Origin of the sequence: Microbacterium sp. MF43, from assembly GCF_012847295.1 — a bacterium.
GTDB lineage: Bacteria > Actinomycetota > Actinomycetes > Actinomycetales > Microbacteriaceae > Microbacterium.
This window is the reverse complement of record NZ_JABBDY010000003.1, coordinates 314317-330618: the sequence shown is the minus strand read 5'-3', so window position 1 is coordinate 330618 and position 16302 is coordinate 314317. Positions and strand designations below refer to the sequence as shown.

At 71.0% G+C, this 16302-nt stretch carries 13 protein-coding genes; 4 read left to right on the top strand and 9 right to left on the bottom strand.

The window, feature by feature from the left end:
* Positions 1-14: 14 nt before the first annotated feature.
* The 4 genes from HF323_RS09965 to pabB all read right to left on the bottom strand — a co-directional run bounded on the left by HF323_RS09965 (position 15) and on the right by pabB (position 7003).
* Positions 15-2348 (bottom strand): ComEC/Rec2 family competence protein, encoded by a 2334-nt coding sequence (locus HF323_RS09965; RefSeq protein WP_169582429.1) that lies wholly within the window; start codon positions 2346-2348, stop codon positions 15-17.
* A gap of 1 nt (position 2349) precedes the next feature.
* Positions 2350-2946: a ComEA family DNA-binding protein gene (locus HF323_RS09960; RefSeq protein WP_169582428.1), complete on the bottom strand. Its 597-nt coding sequence runs from the start codon at positions 2944-2946 to the stop codon at positions 2350-2352.
* 94 nt (positions 2947-3040) lie between these two features.
* A complete protein-coding gene (gene leuS, locus HF323_RS09955; protein WP_169582427.1) occupies positions 3041-5632 on the bottom strand; it encodes a leucine--tRNA ligase in 2592 nt (863 codons plus the stop codon).
* A gap of 69 nt (positions 5633-5701) precedes the next feature.
* A complete protein-coding gene (gene pabB / locus HF323_RS09950) occupies positions 5702-7003 on the bottom strand; it encodes an aminodeoxychorismate synthase component I (RefSeq protein ID WP_169582426.1) in 1302 nt (433 codons plus the stop codon).
* 42 nt (positions 7004-7045) lie between these two features.
* Between pabB and HF323_RS09945 the strand changes: the two genes are divergently transcribed.
* The 4 genes from HF323_RS09945 to HF323_RS09930 are packed head-to-tail and all read left to right on the top strand — an operon-like array spanning position 7046 to position 10421.
* Complete coding sequence (locus HF323_RS09945; protein ID WP_169582425.1) at positions 7046-7735, top strand: DedA family protein; 690 nt, start codon at positions 7046-7048, stop codon at positions 7733-7735.
* 4 nt (positions 7736-7739) lie between these two features.
* Positions 7740-8777: a phosphatase domain-containing protein gene (locus tag HF323_RS09940; RefSeq protein WP_169582424.1), complete on the top strand. Its 1038-nt coding sequence runs from the start codon at positions 7740-7742 to the stop codon at positions 8775-8777.
* A gap of 28 nt (positions 8778-8805) precedes the next feature.
* Positions 8806-9519: an SOS response-associated peptidase gene (locus tag HF323_RS09935; RefSeq protein WP_169582423.1), complete on the top strand. Its 714-nt coding sequence runs from the start codon at positions 8806-8808 to the stop codon at positions 9517-9519.
* 26 nt (positions 9520-9545) lie between these two features.
* Positions 9546-10421: a 3-methyladenine DNA glycosylase gene (locus tag HF323_RS09930; RefSeq protein WP_169582422.1), complete on the top strand. Its 876-nt coding sequence runs from the start codon at positions 9546-9548 to the stop codon at positions 10419-10421.
* 1 nt (position 10422) lies between these two features.
* On the opposite strand, the gene HF323_RS09925 is transcribed toward HF323_RS09930, so the two are convergent.
* The 5 genes from HF323_RS09925 to HF323_RS09905 all read right to left on the bottom strand — a co-directional run bounded on the left by HF323_RS09925 (position 10423) and on the right by HF323_RS09905 (position 16130).
* Positions 10423-11634, bottom strand: coding sequence for a glycoside hydrolase family 3 N-terminal domain-containing protein (locus HF323_RS09925; protein ID WP_317451049.1), 1212 nt, complete (start codon positions 11632-11634; stop codon positions 10423-10425).
* Between the two features lie 76 nt (positions 11635-11710).
* Positions 11711-13390: an acyl-CoA dehydrogenase family protein gene (locus tag HF323_RS09920; RefSeq protein WP_169582421.1), complete on the bottom strand. Its 1680-nt coding sequence runs from the start codon at positions 13388-13390 to the stop codon at positions 11711-11713.
* The gene (locus tag HF323_RS09915; RefSeq protein WP_169582420.1) at positions 13387-14472 is read right to left on the bottom strand and encodes a putative zinc-binding metallopeptidase; all 1086 of its coding nucleotides are present in this window, start codon (positions 14470-14472) and stop codon (positions 13387-13389) included. Before HF323_RS09915 ends, HF323_RS09920 begins: the two co-directional genes overlap by 4 nt.
* A gap of 45 nt (positions 14473-14517) precedes the next feature.
* Positions 14518-15657: a PQQ-dependent sugar dehydrogenase gene (locus HF323_RS09910; protein ID WP_169582419.1), complete on the bottom strand. Its 1140-nt coding sequence runs from the start codon at positions 15655-15657 to the stop codon at positions 14518-14520.
* Positions 15654-16130: a VOC family protein gene (locus HF323_RS09905; protein ID WP_169582418.1), complete on the bottom strand. Its 477-nt coding sequence runs from the start codon at positions 16128-16130 to the stop codon at positions 15654-15656. The genes HF323_RS09910 and HF323_RS09905 overlap by 4 nt, the downstream gene beginning before the upstream one ends.
* Between the last annotated feature and the right edge of the window lie 172 nt (positions 16131-16302).

Below are 16302 nucleotides of genomic sequence, written 5' to 3'. Positions count from 1 at the left end.
CGAGCGCCCCCGACTCACCCGCCTCGTTCCCGCCATACCTCCAGCACTCCCCTGCTCTCGCGCACTGCGACGACGCCCTCGGAGTCGGTCCGCGCCACCACCGCGCCGACATCCGCCAACGTGTCGAGGATCTCGGCCCGCGGATGGCCGTAGTCGTTGTCCTCGCCGACGGTGATGATCGCGAGCGACGGCGCGGCGGCTCGGTAGAGCGCCGGTTCCTGATCGGCGCTGCCGTGGTGGGCCACCTTCACCACCGCGTAGGGCGGACGCAGAGAGCCCGACCCCGCGATCGCCCGCTGCGGCGAGGCGGACAGATCGCCGAGGAGCAGCGTTGCCGGGATTCCCCCGCCGCGCACATCGAGCACGATGCTCGCATCGTTTCCGGGCGGGAAGGCGTGGCCTCGGGCGCGCGGCCACAGGACACTCCATCGTGCCCGCCCCAGCTCACCCGAAAGGCCCTCGTGGGCGGGCTGGAGTCGCGCCCCGGCCCGCGCAAGGCGGTCGAGGATCAGCCCCGCGTCCCCGTGCGGCGGGCCATGCAGCACCGTTCCCACGCGCCCCTCGACCGCGGCGGCGCCGCCCGCGTGATCGAGGTCGAAATGCGTCAGGACCAGCAGATCGACGGTGGCGATCCCGACGCGGTCGAGGCACGCGACGAGCGACTCGGGATTCGGGCCCGTGTCGACCAGAGCCACCACGCCGTTCGATCGGAGCAGAACCGCGTCGCCCTGCCCGATGTCGCATGCCAGAATGCTCCAGTCCGCGGGCAGGGTCCAGCGGCCCGCGACCGAGCCGAGCAGGCCCCCGCCGGCGACGACGCCGATCACGACCGCCACGAGCGCGCCCGACGACCAGCGCATCCTGCGGCCGACCGGCGTGCGCGGACGGAGCGCGATGAGCACGCCGACCGCCGTGCCGACCGCCGAGAGGGTCAGCACACCGGGCCACCCCTCGAGCCATGGAAGCGTGTCGCCGGGCAGCGAGCTGACCGTGGTCGCCGTGGCAGCGATCCAGGATGCCGGAAGCCACGCGACGGCTGCCAGCCCGCTCTGCAGGGGCGGGACGGGAGCGGCCAGGCACGCCGCGAGGCCGACGACCGTCGCGATCGGGGCGGCAGGAGCGGCGAGCAGGTTCGCCAGAACGCCGTACACCGGAATCTGCGGCGCCACCAGGATGATCAGCGGCCCGCACGCGAGCTGCGCCGCCAGCGGCACGGAGAGCCCGAGCGCGAGCGCGCGCGGGAGCACGCGCTCGAGTCCCTGCGCGAGTGGCCGGGCGAACAGCAGCAGCGACGCCGTCGCCGCCGTCGACAGGGCGAACCCGAGCGAGCCTGCAAGCCAGGGATCGATGACGAGCAGCAGGGCGACACCGAGCGAGAGGAACGCCATGCCGACGGCGGGGCGGCCGAGCAGCACCCCGAGCATCGCGATCGCCGACATCGTCGCGGCCCGCACGACACTGGGCTCGGGGGTCACCAGAAGCACGAACCCCGCCAGCACGGCGAGGCCGACCCCGACCCGCACCGGGCGGGATGCCCCGGCGGCGCTCGCAGCAACGAACGCGAGTCCCACCACGAGCGCGCAGTTCGCTCCCGATACCGCCGTCAGGTGCGACAGTGACGACTCCTTCATCGCACCCGAGAGTTCGCGGGAGACCGCCGACGTGTCGCCGACGGCGAGCCCGGGAACGAGCCCGGCACCCTCTCCGGGCAAGCCCCGGACTGCAGCGACGAGTTCCGTTCGCAGCGATGCGGTCGCCGCCGCGGTCCCGTCGGGCGCGCGGGCCACCGTCACCCCGCGGTCCGCCCGGAAGACGAGCACCGCCCGGTCGCCGGGGCGCCCGGCGTGCGCCGTCCCCTGCGCGACGACTTCAGCTCCGACATCGAGCACACCGCGAATGTCGACGTCGTCGGGCGCCACGCGCACCTCGGCCTCCGCGCGGACCAGATGGGCAGCCATGCCGATCGTGACCCTGCTGACGATCGCGTCGAAGGCGAGCGTGCCGTCTGCGCGGCCCTCGACCTTCCCGACCACCGTGGCCTGCACGGTGACGGCACGGCCACCCGTCACGTCGAGTGAGAGCACCGCGTGACGCGCCGGCTCCGCGACAGCGACGTGGGAGGCGGTGGCGGCTCCTCCCACCGCCGCGAGCATCGCGACGATCACCGCCAACCGGGCGCCGCGTCGCGGACAACGCCCGTACGCGGACCACGCGAGAGCCGCCAGCACAGCGAGCCAGAGAGTCGCGGCGAGCACCGCCGCATGCTGGGGAAGATGGATCGCTCCGAGTGCCACCAGCCAGGTCGCGCCCGCGACGGGAGCCAGCCGGAGGGTCTGCCCCCGTGGCACGTCAGACCCTCACCAGATCGCGGAGGGAGTCGAGCATCTTGTCGCCGATGCCGGGCACCGCGAGAAGGTCTTCGATCGCCGTGAACCGGCCGTTGGCGTCGCGCCATTCGATGATGCGCTGCGCCAGCGCAGGCCCGACCCGCGGCAGCGTCTCGAGTGTCACGGCATCGGCGGCGTTGAGGTCGATGAGACCGGCCGAGCTGTCACCGGCAGCCGCGGCGGCGCTCGCCTCCCCCGCGCGTGGAACGTGCAACTGCTCTCCGTCCGTCACCGGCCTCGCGAGATTGACCGCCGCCTGGTCGGCATCCCGCGCGAACCCCCCGGCGGCGGCGACAGCGTCGACCACGCGCGCACCCGCGTCCAGCACGTACAGGCCCGGGGAGACCACCGCGCCGGAGACGTGCGCATACAACGGCGCGGGGGTGGCGGCATCCGTCGCCGAACCGCCGCTCGCGACCTGCTCGATCGGCGCGGCGGCGCCACGGAAGATGCCGATCGCCACCGTCACCGCGAGGGCCGCGATCACCAGGATGACCGCCGCGCCGAGTCCGAGCCGGCGGGACGTCGGCGCCGGTTCGGGTTCGGGATCCGCAGTCACCCGCCCACGCTACGAGCGAGCCTGCGGCCGTCCGTTGCTCACGGGGCGTCCTGGGGATCTCCTCCGCCGGCGGGATGCCGGGGAGGAGTCGTCGTCAGTGCGTGCTGAAGCTGACGACCTTCGGCGGGCGGACGACCGCGCGCGTGATCTCGCGACCGGCGAGCGAGCGCTGCACCTTCTCGTCGGCGCGCGCGAGACGCTCGAGCTCGGCGGCGTCGATGCGCGCGGGGACCTGCAGCGTGGCACGCACCTTGCCGTCGATCTGCACGACCGAGGTGACCGACTCCTCGACCAGGAGCGTCGGATCGGCGTTGCGCCACGGAACCAGCCCGACGAAGCCGTCGTAGCCGAGGACCTCCCACATCTCCTCCGCCGTATGGGGGGCGAACAGGTCGAGGATCATCGCGGTCGCCTCGGCCGCTTCCCGAACCGCCGGGTCAGCGGGTCCGGCGCCGGTGTCGATCGCCTTGCGCGTCGCGTTGACGAGCTCCATGAGACGCGCCACGACGACGTTGAACTTCGTCTGCTCCACGAGCCCCGGAGCGTCGGCGAGCAGACGGTGCGTCACGCGCCGGAGCGACGCGTCACCGTCGGCCCAGACGACGTCCGGATCGCTCGAGACGTCCTTCGCGACGCGCCACGCGCGAGCCAGGAACTTCTGCGCGCCGGTCGTCGAGACGTCCTCCCAGTTGATGTCGTCTTCGACGGGGCCGGCGAAGGCGATCGCGACGCGCACCGCGTCGGCGCCGGGGTCGACCATGCTCGCGGCGAACTCGACGAGATTGCCCTTGCTCTTGGACATCTTCGAGCCGTCGAGCAGCACCATGCCCTGGTTGATGAGGCTGGTGAAGGGCTCGGTGAACTCGATCAGGCCTATGTCGAAAAGGACCTTCGTGATGAAGCGCGCGTACAGCAGGTGCAGGATCGCGTGCTCGACGCCGCCGATGTAGGAGTCCACGGGAGCCCACTTGTCGGCCTCGCGCGAGGGGAACGCCTGGCTCGGGTCGTTCGCAGACAGGAAGCGCAGGAAGTACCACGAGCTGTCGACGAACGTGTCCATCGTGTCGGCGTCGCGCAGCGCCGGCTCCCCCGTCTCGGGATCGGTGGTCGCCATCCACTCGGCCGCGCCGCCGAGAGGCGATGTGCCCTTGGGCGCGAGGTCGAGTCCCTTGGCGTCGGGCAGGCGGAGCGGCAGCTGGTCGTCGGGGACGGGGACGATGCGGCCGTCCTGCGTGTGGATCATGGGGATCGGGGTGCCCCAGAAGCGCTGACGCGAGATCAGCCAGTCGCGCAGGCGATAGGACTTCGCCGCGCGGCCGGTCCCGGCAGCCTCGAGCTGCTCGATCACACGCGCGATCGCGTTGCGCTTGGACAGCCCGTCGAGGGCGCCGGAGTTGATCATGCGACCATCGCCGGTCAGCGCGATGCCCGTCTTGGCGGGATCGATGTCGGCGAGCGTGGGCTCGTCCACACCGGGGTCGATCGGCACGCCGTCGTCGTCGAGCTCGATCACCGGGATCGCGCCCGTGATGGGAGCGGTGGTGTCGACCACCGTCTTCACGGGCAGGTCGAACGCGCGGGCGAAGTCCAGGTCGCGCTGATCATGCGCCGGCACGGCCATGACCGCGCCGTGACCGTAGTCGGCGAGAACGTAGTCGGCCGCCCAGATCGGCAGGCGATCGCCGTTGACCGGGTTGATCGCGTAGCGCTCGAGGAACACGCCGGTCTTGGGTCGGTCGGTGCTCTGGCGCTCGATGTCGGTCTCGCGCTGCACCCGCTCCAGGTAGTCCTGGAAGCGCATCCGCACGTCGGGCGACGATCCGGCCGCCAGCTCGGCGGCGAGGTCGCTGTCGGGCGCGACGACCATGAACGTCGCGCCGTAGAGCGTGTCAGGACGCGTCGAGAACACGGTGACCTTCTCGTCGCGGCCCTCGATCTCGAAGTCGATGTCGGCGCCGACCGACCGGCCGATCCAATTCCGCTGCATGCGGATGACCTTCTGGGGCCAGAAGCCCTCGAGCTGATTCAGGTCGTCGAGCAGTCTGTCGGCGTATTCGGTGATCTTGAAGTACCACTGCGTGAGCTTCTTCTTGACGACCTCGGCACCGCAGCGCTCGCAATGCCCGTCGACGACCTGCTCGTTGGCGAGCACCGTCTGGTCGTTGGGGCACCAGTTGACCGGGCTCTCCTTGCGGTAGGCCAGTCCCCGCTCGTACAGCCGCTGGAACAGCCACTGGTTCCACCGGTAGTACTCGGGGTCGCTCGTGTGGAGCACGCGGCTCCAGTCGTACGACGTGCCGAAGTTCTGCAGGCTGGCGCGCTGCTGCGCGATGTTCGCGTACGTCCATTCCCGCGGGTCGGCGCCGCGCTGGATGGCGGCATTCTCGGCCGGCAGGCCGAAGGAGTCCCAGCCGATCGGGTTGAGGACGTTGTAGCCGCGGTGCCGCCAGAAGCGCGCCACCGTGTCGACGTAGGCGTAGTTCTCGGCGTGACCCATGTGCATGTCGCCCGACGGGTAGGGGAACATCCCCAGCACGTACTTGCGCGGGCGCGTGTCGCCCTCGTCGCCGGCCTTGAACGGGTCGGCGGCCCTCCACCGCGCCTGCCACTTCTCCTGGATGGCGTAGGCGTCGTATCCCCCGCCGTCGGCGGGCACAGCGGTGTCGGGTGGGAGGGTCTGTGACACGGAGAAACCAATCAGAGGGATGCCGAGGACGCGCGACGCGCGAATGTCCAGGTTACCGGAACCGACGGTTCACCAGCCGGGCGGGAGATCCGCGCCCAGCGCGGCGAGCGGGCCGCGGGCCTTGATGCCCACCTCGGCGACTTCCGCCGAGGCATCCGATCGCCACGTGATCCCTCCGCCGGCACCGACGTACGCGCCGCCAGGGTGCACGACGATCGAGCGGATGACCATGGCGAGGTCGAGCGCGCCGTCGGCGCCGACCCAGCCGAAGCAGCCGGCGAAGGCGCCCCGCGGCCCGCCCTCGAGGTCGTGGAGGATCGTCATCGCGGAGAGCTTCGGAGCACCCGTCATGCTGCCGGCGGGGAAGGCAGCGGCGAGCAGGTCGCCCACGGTCACGCCCGGTTCGAGCCGTCCGGACACGGTGCTCACGAGCTGGTGGACGGCGGGGTACGACTCGACCTGCAGCAGCCCGTCGACCCCGACGGAACCCGCCTCGCACACGCGGGAGAGGTCGTTGCGCATCAGGTCGACGATCATGACGTTCTCAGCACGCTCCTTCTCGTTCGCGAGGAGCTCTTCGGCGAGGGCCGCGTCGGTCTCGGCATCCGCTCCCCTCGGCCGCGTGCCCTTGATCGGACGCGTCCGAACGGTCCCGGCGTCGACCTCGAGAAACCGCTCGGGACTGGCGCTCGCGAGGGCGACCTCTCCGGTTCGCACCAGTCCGCCGTGGTGCGCAGGCGTGGCGGCGCGCAGCCGTCGGTACGCGTCGAGGGGATCGACGACGGCGTCGACCTCGAACCGCGTGGTCAGACACAGCTGATACGCGTCGCCCGCACGGATGGCCTCGCGACAGCGCTCGATGAGCCCGGCGTACTCCGTCGGGGCGTGGCGGGACGACGCGGCGGCACGCGCGGCCGGCGGCGGGGTCTCCTCGACCGGGACGATGCGGGAGAACTCCTCGGCCAGCGCCCCGACTCGATCGGCAGGGCCGACGGCCCAGACACGGCCTGTGCCGTGGTCGAAGGCGAAGAACTCCGCTACCCGCAGCCAGCGCTGCCGCGGCATCCGTTCGTCGAACCGCGCCGGGGCACCGGTGCGCTCGGCTGCGTCGTCATACCCCAGCCAGCCGACCCACCCCCCGCGGAAGCGTCCCGCGGGCCAGGGCGGCGCGCTCACGCTCTGACACGCGATCGCGCGCACGACGTCGGGGTCGCTCTCCGACTCGCCTGCGCCGATCCAGCTCCAGCCGTCCGCGGCGTCCGGTCCGGCGTCGAGCCAGAACGCATGGTCATCGCGGTCGTGCCGCGACACGAACACGGATTCCGGGTCCGCCCATCGCGGGAGCTCCATGGCGACGAGGGGCTCGGACATGTTCCCAGGCTAGACGGGGGCCCGTCGTTCTAGGCTCGTGGCGTGAACGAGTTCCTGACCTGGCTGCTCGACGCCGTTCAGAGCGTCGACGCGGTCGTCAGGACCCTGATCGCCGGCGTCGCGATCATGCTGGAGACGAGCGTTCTGATCGGGCTCGTGGTTCCCGGCGACACCGTCGTGATCGTGGCGGCGACCGCCGTCGGCTCGGTGCTCGAGGGTGTCCTCCTCGGCGTCGCCGTCGTGGTGGGCGCGATCATCGGCGAGAGCATCGGCTTCGGCCTCGGTCGCTTTCTCGGCCCCAGGATCCGCCACTCCCGGCTCGGGCAGCGGATCGGCGAGGAGAACTGGGAGCGTTCCGAGCGCTACCTGCGCCGTCGCGGCGGCCCGGCCATCTTCATCTCCCGGTTCCTGCCGGTGCTGCATTCGCTCGTGCCGCTCACGGTCGGGATGAGCGGCTACCCGTACCGGAGGTTCCTCGCCTGGACCGTTCCCGCCTGTGTGATCTGGGCGTCGCTGTACATCTCGGTCGCGGCAGTCGCCGCCGGGACGTACCGTCAGCTCGCTGATCAGCTGCACTATGCCGGGTACATCTTCGTCGGCATCATCGTCATCTTCCTGATCCTCGTCTTCATCAGCAAGAAGATCATCGAGCGCGCCGAGCGCAAGCACCTCGACCACGGCCATGAGACGGACCCCCGTGCAGCCGTCACCGAAGACGACATGGAAGACTGAGACGATGCCCGAAACCGTCGCGACCCCCCAGCGCACGAAGGTTCTGTGGCTCGCGCGTCTGGAGTATCGCTTCCATTCGTGGCGCGAGCGCCGTGCCCGCAGGCGCGGACACACCCCCACCGTGACCCCCTTCCCCGGGTACGCCGGACCGGACTGGGTCCGCGTGCTGGGGCGAGTCATGATCGTCCCCCCGGTGAAGACCACGGAGTCCGGCGAGTATGCGAGCGTGCGAGGCTGGCGGAGCTTCGTCGCGGTCCCGATCGGGTACGCGCAGGTGACGGTCACGATCGCCGGCGTGGATCACGAGGTCGTGGCCGACCGCGGCGGCGTGATCGACGTGCGGCTGCCCGCCGCACTCGCGGCGGGGTGGCAGACCTTCACGATGACCGTCGAGGACGGCGAGCCTGTCGAGACCCGCGTGTTCGTCGTCGCGCCCGACGTGACGTTCGGCGTCGTGTCGGATGTCGACGACACGGTCATGGTGACCGCTCTTCCTCGGCCCCTCCTCGCGGCCTGGAACTCGTTCGTCGTCGACGAGCACGCGCGTCAGCCCGTTCCCGGGATGGCGGTCCTCATGGAACGGGTCACCCGCGAGAACCCCGGCGCGCCCGTGATCTACCTGTCGACGGGCGCCTGGAACATCGCTCCGACGCTGCTGCGGTTCCTCCGCCGCCATCTGTTCCCGCCGGGCGCGCTGCTCCTGACGGACTGGGGCCCGACCCACGATCGCTGGTTCCGCAGCGGCAAGGCGCACAAGCTCTCGAATCTCCGCCGTCTGGCCGAGGAGTTCCCCCACGTGCGCTGGCTCCTCGTCGGAGACGACGGGCAGCATGACGACGAGATCTACACGACCTTCACCGCGGAGCATCCGTCGAGCGTGGTCGGTGTCGCGATCCGGCGCCTGTCCCCTGCCGAGGCGGTGCTCGCCGGCGGTCGCACCGCCGTCAACGACCACAGCGCGGCCGCGGTCCCGTGGGTGTCGGAGTCCGACGGGGCCGGCCTGCTCGATCGTCTGGAGGACGTGGGAGTCGTCCCGCGCTGACGTCGGAGGCCGCGCGTAGGCTGGCCGTATGTGCGGACGCTTCGTGGTGGCCAGTGCCGGTTCCGACCTCGTCGGCGTGCTGCGGGTCGATGTCGAGGGCGACGACCTGCCCGAGCCCTCCTACAACGTGGCACCCACGTCACAGGTCGCCATCGTCCTCGACTCCATCAAAGAGGAGCTCCCCACGCGGCGGCTCGAGAGCGCGCGGTGGGGGCTCGTGCCGGGCTGGGCGAAGGACCCCAAGATCGGGGCCCGTGCCTTCAACGCCCGCTCCGAAGAGCTCGAAGAGAAGCCGATGTTCCGCAGTGCTCTCGAGAAGCGCCGGGCGGTCGTGCCCGCTTCGGGCTACTACGAGTGGAAGAACGTCGACGGGCAGAAGATCCCGCACTACATCCATCCCGCCGACGGGTCGCCGCTGTTCATGGCGGGGCTGTACGAGTGGTGGCGCGACAAGTCAAAGCCCGATGACGACCCGTCGCGGTGGCTGCTGAGCTTCACGATTCTCACGCGCGACGCGGTCGGCCGGCTGGGCTCGATCCATGACCGTATGCCGCTGTTCATCGACGCGGACCATGCCGACGCGTGGCTCGACCCTACGACCGACAACGTCCGCGATGTGCTCGATGCCGCCATCGATGCCGCCCCGGCGCTCGCCGAGAGCCTTGACGACCACGTCGTCTCACGAGCCGTCGGCAACGTTCGCAACAACTCCCCCGAGCTCATCGAGCCGGCCGAGGACTGACGCGCGCTCGCGCGTATCCTCGTACGGTGACGATCGCCCCACCCGCTCCCGCGCTGCTCAGCGCCGAGCGCTGGCGCGACCGCGCCGAGGCTCACACGGCCCGCGCCGACGCGCTCACCGAGGCCCACCGCTCGCGCGCGGCCCGCGGCGTGAAACATCCGGTGGAGGACTTCCTCTTCACGTACTACTCCTACAAGCCGTCGGTGCTGCGCCGCTGGCATCCCGGCGAGGGCGTGGACCTCGCCGATGCAGCGGGGACGGAGCGCACCGCCTGGCGCTGGTACGCATCCGGCGCGCATCCAGGATCACTCGCCGTGGACGGCGAGGGCCTGCGCGCCCGCTACGGCGCTCTCCTGGCGAACATCGGCCGCATCCTGCGTGCGACCGCCGGCCGAGCTGCGAACTTCGGATGCCTCGGACTGCACGAGTGGGCGATGGTCTACCGCGCGACCGACCGCCGTCACGACGTGCCCCTTCGGCTCGGCCAGACGGCGACCGATGCGGTGGTCGACGCGCACGACCTCCGGTGCACGCACTTCGACGCCTTCCGCTTCTTCACGCCCGCGGCGGCGCCGCTCAACCGCGTCCAGCCGACCCGAGAGGGTCAGGCCGCGCGGGAGCAGCCCGGTTGCCTGCACGCGGGAATGGACCTGTACAAGTGGGCGGTGAAGGCCGGCCCTCTCGTCCCCGGTGAGGTGATGCTCGACGCCTTCGAGCTCGCGCGCGACATCCGGATCCTCGACATGCGCGCATCGCCGTACGATCTCACCGACTGGGGCTATGCGGCGGTGCCGATCGAGACGCCGGATGGAAAGGCGTCCTACGTCCGCGCTCAGCGCGAATTCTCAGTGCGCGGGCAGGCGATCCGCGCGCGTCTCCTCGCCTGCATCGACCCGAGGTGACTCACGCCGCGGGCTCGCAGTCGGGACACGGCACGAGACCCCGCCCCGCGGCGGCGAGTTCGAGGCGCAGCGCGGCCACACGCACCGCGGCCTCCTCGAGACGCCCGGCCGGCACCGTGCCCGCATCGACAGCGGCCACGATGCCGTCCACAACCGCGGTCGCGCTGTCCGGGGTGGAGAACATGACGGCGAGCACGAGGTCGTTGCCGGCTGCGAGAGCGGTCACCGCGTTCGCGACCGGGTCAGCGTAGGCATCGATCCCGGATGCCTCGAGCATTCCGAGATCGTCGGTCACCGCGATCCCGTCGAAGCCCATCTCTTCGCGCGCGATGCGATGCCACTCCGGGGAGAGGCTCGCCGGAGTGGCGTCGACCGACGTGTAGGCGAGGTGCCCGAACATGAGCAGCGGAGCCCCCGCCTCGATCCCGGCCGCGAAGGGCACGGCATCCGCACTCTTCCATTCGGCCTTCGTCATGCCGGTGGACGGGATGCCGGCATGGGAGTCGCCCGGCGCCGCGCCGTGCCCGGGGAAATGCTTGAGCGTGGACAGTGCCGTCTCGCCCTCACCCGCGACCGCGGCGGCGACCCGCTCCGCGGCGGCCGCGGGTGACGTCCCCAGGGACCGGCGGTGGATGAACGAACCGGGATCGGCGGTCTCGTCGGCGACGATGCCGAAGTTGACCCCGATGCCGGCCCGCTGCACGAGCGCTGCCCGCGCGGCGAACGCGTCGCGGGCGTGGGCCGGCGGAGCGTCCTTGAGCTGGAGCGACGACGGGAAGCCGTCCCACGGCAGGCGCGAGACGTCGCCGCCCTCCTGGTCGATCGCGAGGAGGGGAGGGAACGCCGGATCTACCGTCAGAGCCGCCGTGACCTCACGAAGCGACGACTCGTCGGCGGGGATGTTCGCGCCCATGAGGATGAACCCGCCGATGCCGGTGGTCGCCATGTAGTCGCGCAGCCTCGCCGCCTCGGTCGTGGGGATGTGTCCCATCACGACCGACGCCGCACGCTCGCGAACCGTCATCGATTCGACCGCCCGGACCGCGGCTTCGTGGAGCGACGGCACCGCAGCAGCCTTGACGGTCACGACGGGCTCGGAGCCGGGCGCGGGACTCGCCTCGCTCGCGAGAGCACCGCTGCCGCTGACGACCGAGGTGGACAGCATCGCGGCCATCGCGGTCGCCGTCAGCAGTAGGCGGCGGTTCCGGATCACCCCGACAGCCTAGGCGGCACGCCTCGTATGGACACGCCCGCCGGGGTTCCCTCCCAGCGGATTCCCGGCGCGGTCCTCAGTGCCGGGCGACGATGGCGGCGGCATCCGTCCCCGTCGGCAACACGCCGTACTGCCACGCGCGGTCCTCGCCCAGCCGCGCCGCGATGAAGGCCTCGGCGTCGCGTGACGGGGCATGGCGCAGCATCAGCGAGGCCTGGAACGCGAGAGCCAGCGCCTCGCACAGGCGCCGGACCTGCGCCTGCGCCTGTGGGAGGTCCGCGCCCTGCACCTCCGCGAGGAGCGCGAGGGTGCGCGTGACGTGGCCGTCGAGAATCGCCGAGGCACCCGCAGCGGTGGCCAGTTCGCTCGCGAAGGCCTCGGCGGACGCCGGGTCGCGGGTGAGCGCCCGCAGGACATCGAGGGCGATCACGTTGCCCGACCCCTCCCAGATCGCCATGACGGGCTGCTCGCGATAGCGCCGCGCGAGAGGAAAAGCCTCGGTGTAGCCGTTGCCGCCCAGGCACTCGAGCGCCTCGTACGCGTGATGCGGCCCGCGCTTGCACACCCAGTACTTCGAGACCGGGGTGGCGAGCCGGCGCAGGGCGATGTCGGAATCGGATGCCTCGGCCTCGAACAGCTGGGCGAGCCGCAGCCCCGTCAGCATGGCCGCCTCGTATTCGAGCGCGAGGTCGGCCAGCACCGCCGTCATCGCGGGCTGATCCACGAGCACGGCACCGAAGGCGCGCCGGTTGCGGGTGTGCCAGAGCGCCTCGGCGAGGGACTGCCGCATCCCGGCCGCCGTCCCCAGAACGCAGTCCAGCCGCGTGCGCTGGACCATCTCGATGATGGTGCGCACCCCGTGTCCGGGTTCGCCGAGCACGAATCCGACGGTTCCGTCGAACTCGACCTCTCCCGAGGCGTTCGACCTGTTCCCGAGCTTGTCCTTGAGTCTCTGCAGCCGGAAGACATTGCGCGTCCCGTGAGGCAGGATCCGCGGCACGAACAGGCATGACAGCCCCTCCTCCGTGCCGCCGCTGCGGGTGTGGGCGAGAACGAGGAAGGCATCCGACATCGGCGCCGAGCAGAACCACTTGTGTCCGGTCAACTGGTATGCGTGCCCGCCCATGGAGACGCCCGTCGTCGTGCCCGCGCGGACGTCGGATCCGCCCTGCTTCTCGGTCATCGCCATGCCGACGAGCGCACTGGGCTTCGGCTCCGCGGGCAGCAGGCGCGGCTCGTAGGATCGCGCGTACAGCCGGGGAAGCCACTCGTCGGCGACCCACGGCGACCCCTGCACGGACGCGACGGCCGCGTGCGTCATCGAGACGGGGCAGGCGTGACCGGGCTCGACCTGCGCGAAGAGCATGAAGGAGGCCGCGCGGGCGACGTGCGCCCCGGGCCTCGGATCGGCCCACGCGGACGTGTGCGCACCGTGCGCGACGGCGGCGGAGATCACACGGTGATACGACGGGTCGTACTCCACCTCGTCCAGTCGGAAGCCCCATCGATCGTGGGTGTGCAGAACGGGGGTATGTGCGTTCGCGAGGTCCGCGTCGCGCTGGAAGTCGCCCGATCCGACGAGGGCGCCGACCTCCCCCAGCGCAGGCGTCGCCCACCCGGCTCCGAAGCGGTCGAGGGCGCCCACGAGCGGGGCGTTGGAGGAGAACTCGTCAACGTCCACGCGCCAGGGAGGCTGGTTCTCGACGTAATGGGTCGCGGCGCCGATCACGCGCTGACCGCGCGAGAACGCGGTCATGCTCGCTCCGTATCGGCCGCAAAGGCGATCGCGACCTGCTCCTCGACGGTGAGCGGGGCGCGCGTGATCACCTCGTGGACGAACTCCAGCTTGTGGCGCACGGGGCCGGCGATCGTGAACGGGTACAGATCGCCGAAGCCCATCGCGCGATTGATCCGATTGAAAGCCTGCGACATCCACTCCCAATCGCTCAGCAGGCGCTGGATCGGCTCGTCGTGGTACGAGTCCAGCGGTACGACGTCGGTATCGCGCAGGTTGGTCATCTCCGCGTCGAGTCGGATGCCGAGAACCGCCGCGGTCTGGAGGGTGCCGGTGATGTGGAGATAGTGCGCGAAGGTCTCGGCGAAGTCCTCCCACGGGTGCATGGTGGCGTACTCGGAGATGAAGCTCTCATGCCAGTCGGCGGGCGCCCCGATCTTGTAGTGGCGAGACAGCGCTTCCTTGTAGCTGGCCCTCTCGTCGCCGAAGAGCGCGCGACACCGCGCCCACGTCTCGTCGTCCGTCATCAGGACACCCTGGTAGTAGTGCCCCACCTCGTGCCGAAGATGCCCGAGGATCGTGCGATAGGGCTCACCCAGACGCACGCGCAGTGCTTCGCGACGGTCGTCGAGACTCTCCGCGAGATCGATCGTGATGATGCCGCCCGCGTGCCCGATCATCACCGGCTTGCCGTCGCTCAGGCTCGAGATCAGATCGAATCCGAGACCGCCGGAGCGCACGTCCCACGGAACGATCGGGAGTCCGAGGTCGCCGAGCTGCAGCAGGAGACGGCGCTTGGCCTCCTCGGTCTTCGCGAGCTTCTCGAGGGCCACGGTGTCATCCGCCTCCGGTCGACGCCGCGTGAGCCGACACGAGAAGCATCTGCCGGCGGGTGCGTCCTCGCGGACGAGCCAGTTGCAGTCCCAGTCGCGATTCGAGCAGGTGTACCAGATCTTGTCGTCGATCTGCACCCGACCATGGCGCACGCCGTAGAACTGCCGCGTGACGATGTGATACCCGAGCTCGGCCTCGCAGTTCGGGCACCTCAGGGTGTCGAGGTAGACGAAGTGGCGGCAGTGCGGGCACCGTGGCTGCGAACTCACGGTCTCACCGTAGCGTCGCCGTGTCGTCGGCGGCCGCTCCGACCCTCATGTCGCCGGGGTCACGCGCAGCTGAAGCAGCAGATCGTCCTCGGGGCGCGGGTCGCCCCTTCCGTCGGTGTTGCTCGTCAGGATCCACAGCGCGCCGTCCGGTGCCGCGACCACGTCGCGCAGTCGGCCCTGCTCCCCCGCCAGGACGGCGAAGGGCTCGCCCGCGAGCTCGCCGCCGGCGGTGTCGACGACCCACAGTCGTTCGCCGCGGAGTCCGGCGATGAACACCGTGTCGCCGATGGCCGCGATGCCACTCGGGCTCGCCTCATCGGTCGGCCACCAGGCGACGGGGCCGATCATCCCCTCGCGGTCGTCCGGCCCCTCGACGACCGGCCAGCCGTAGTTGCCGCCGGCCTCGATGCGGTTGAGCTCGTCCCAGGTGTCCTGTCCGAACTCGCTCGCCCACAGAGTCCCGTCGGCGGTCCACGCGAGGCCTTGCACGTTCCGATGCCCCAGGGACCACACCGGCCCGTCGAACGGATTGCCGGGTGCCGCCTCCCCGTCGGGCGTGAGACGCAGGATCTTGCCGCCGAGCGCGTGCGGGTCCTGAGCGCTGTCCGTGTCGCGCGCGTCGCCCGTGGCGACGTAGAGGTATCCGTCGGGGCCGAAGGCGAGGCGCCCTCCGTTGTGCGTGTTCGCCCGTGGGATGCCGGAGAAGACGACCTCCACGTCGCCGATCGTCCGCGCGCCGGGCTGGCCGCGCAGCGGCATCCGCACCACTCGGTTATCGTCCTGTGCGCCGTGATACGCGTACAGCCACGACTCCGGCCCGTCCACCAGCACGGCGAGCCCGTGCAGGCCCGATTCACCGCCCGAGACGACGCCCGGCACCGCCCCGACCGTGCGCACCCGGCCTGTCGGAGCGAGTTCGAGGATCGCGCCGTCATCTCGCTGCGAGAGGAGCGCCCCGCCGTCCACGGCGACCACCGACCAGGGAGAGGCGAGGCCCTGCGCGAGCGTGCCCGGCGCACCGTCGGGATGCCACAGGCCTGTGGCGGCCGGTCTCGACGACGGGCCCGGCGTCGGCGCGACCGCGGACGGCACCGTCCGCTGCACATCAGTGGGCGTGCAGGCGGATGCCGCGACCGCCGCGAGGGCGAGGCATCCGGCCGCCACCACCCGTCCGAAGCGCGTCACTCGCCCGTTGCGGCCGCTTCGAGCGCGGCGATGTCGATCTTGTGCATGGCGAGCATCGCCTGCACCGCCCGGTGGGCGGTGTCGGGATCGGGATGCCTGATGAGCTCGATGAGCCGGTCCGGAATGATCTGCCATGAGACACCCCAGCGGTCCTTGAGCCAGCCGCAGGGCTGCTCCTGTCCGCCGCCGGCCGTGAGCGCATCCCAATAGCGATCCACCTCGGACTGGTCGGAGCAGGCCACGTACAGCGAGATCGCCTCTGTGAACGGGAACTGCGGACCGGCATCCATCGCGTAGTAGTCCCGTCCTGCGAGCCGGAAATGCGCGTGCATCACCTTGCCGCCCATCGCCGGTACATCGTCGGGGTATCGCCCGAGCGACACGATGGACGAGTCGGGGATGAGTTCGGTGTAGAACGCGATCGCGGCTTCGGCGCCGTCGTCGAACCACAGGAACGGGGTCACATCGGTCATGGGGGCCTCCAGGGTTCCCCCTAGAGTCTCCCGCGCGTCGCGTGCGGTCAACGACCTGCGCGTCGTGGTGTGCGGTGAGCCTCGGGCGTCAGACGCTCCCGTGGCCTGGGCCCCGCCCGCGCCGGGGCGAGTGCCTCGAGGCCGGACAGCGAATAGCGCGCCGGAGCATCGC

Coding starts and splice junctions, on each gene's coding strand:
- pabB (WP_169582426.1), bottom strand. CDS start 7,003: ATGTCCGAGCCCCTCGTCGCCATGGAGCTCCCGCGATGGGCGGACCCG.
- HF323_RS09940 (WP_169582424.1), top strand. CDS start 7,740: ATGCCCGAAACCGTCGCGACCCCCCAGCGCACGAAGGTTCTGTGGCTC.
- HF323_RS09935 (WP_169582423.1), top strand. CDS start 8,806: ATGTGCGGACGCTTCGTGGTGGCCAGTGCCGGTTCCGACCTCGTCGGC.
- HF323_RS09920 (WP_169582421.1), bottom strand. CDS start 13,390: ATGACCGCGTTCTCGCGCGGTCAGCGCGTGATCGGCGCCGCGACCCAT.
- HF323_RS09905 (WP_169582418.1), bottom strand. CDS start 16,130: ATGACCGATGTGACCCCGTTCCTGTGGTTCGACGACGGCGCCGAAGCC.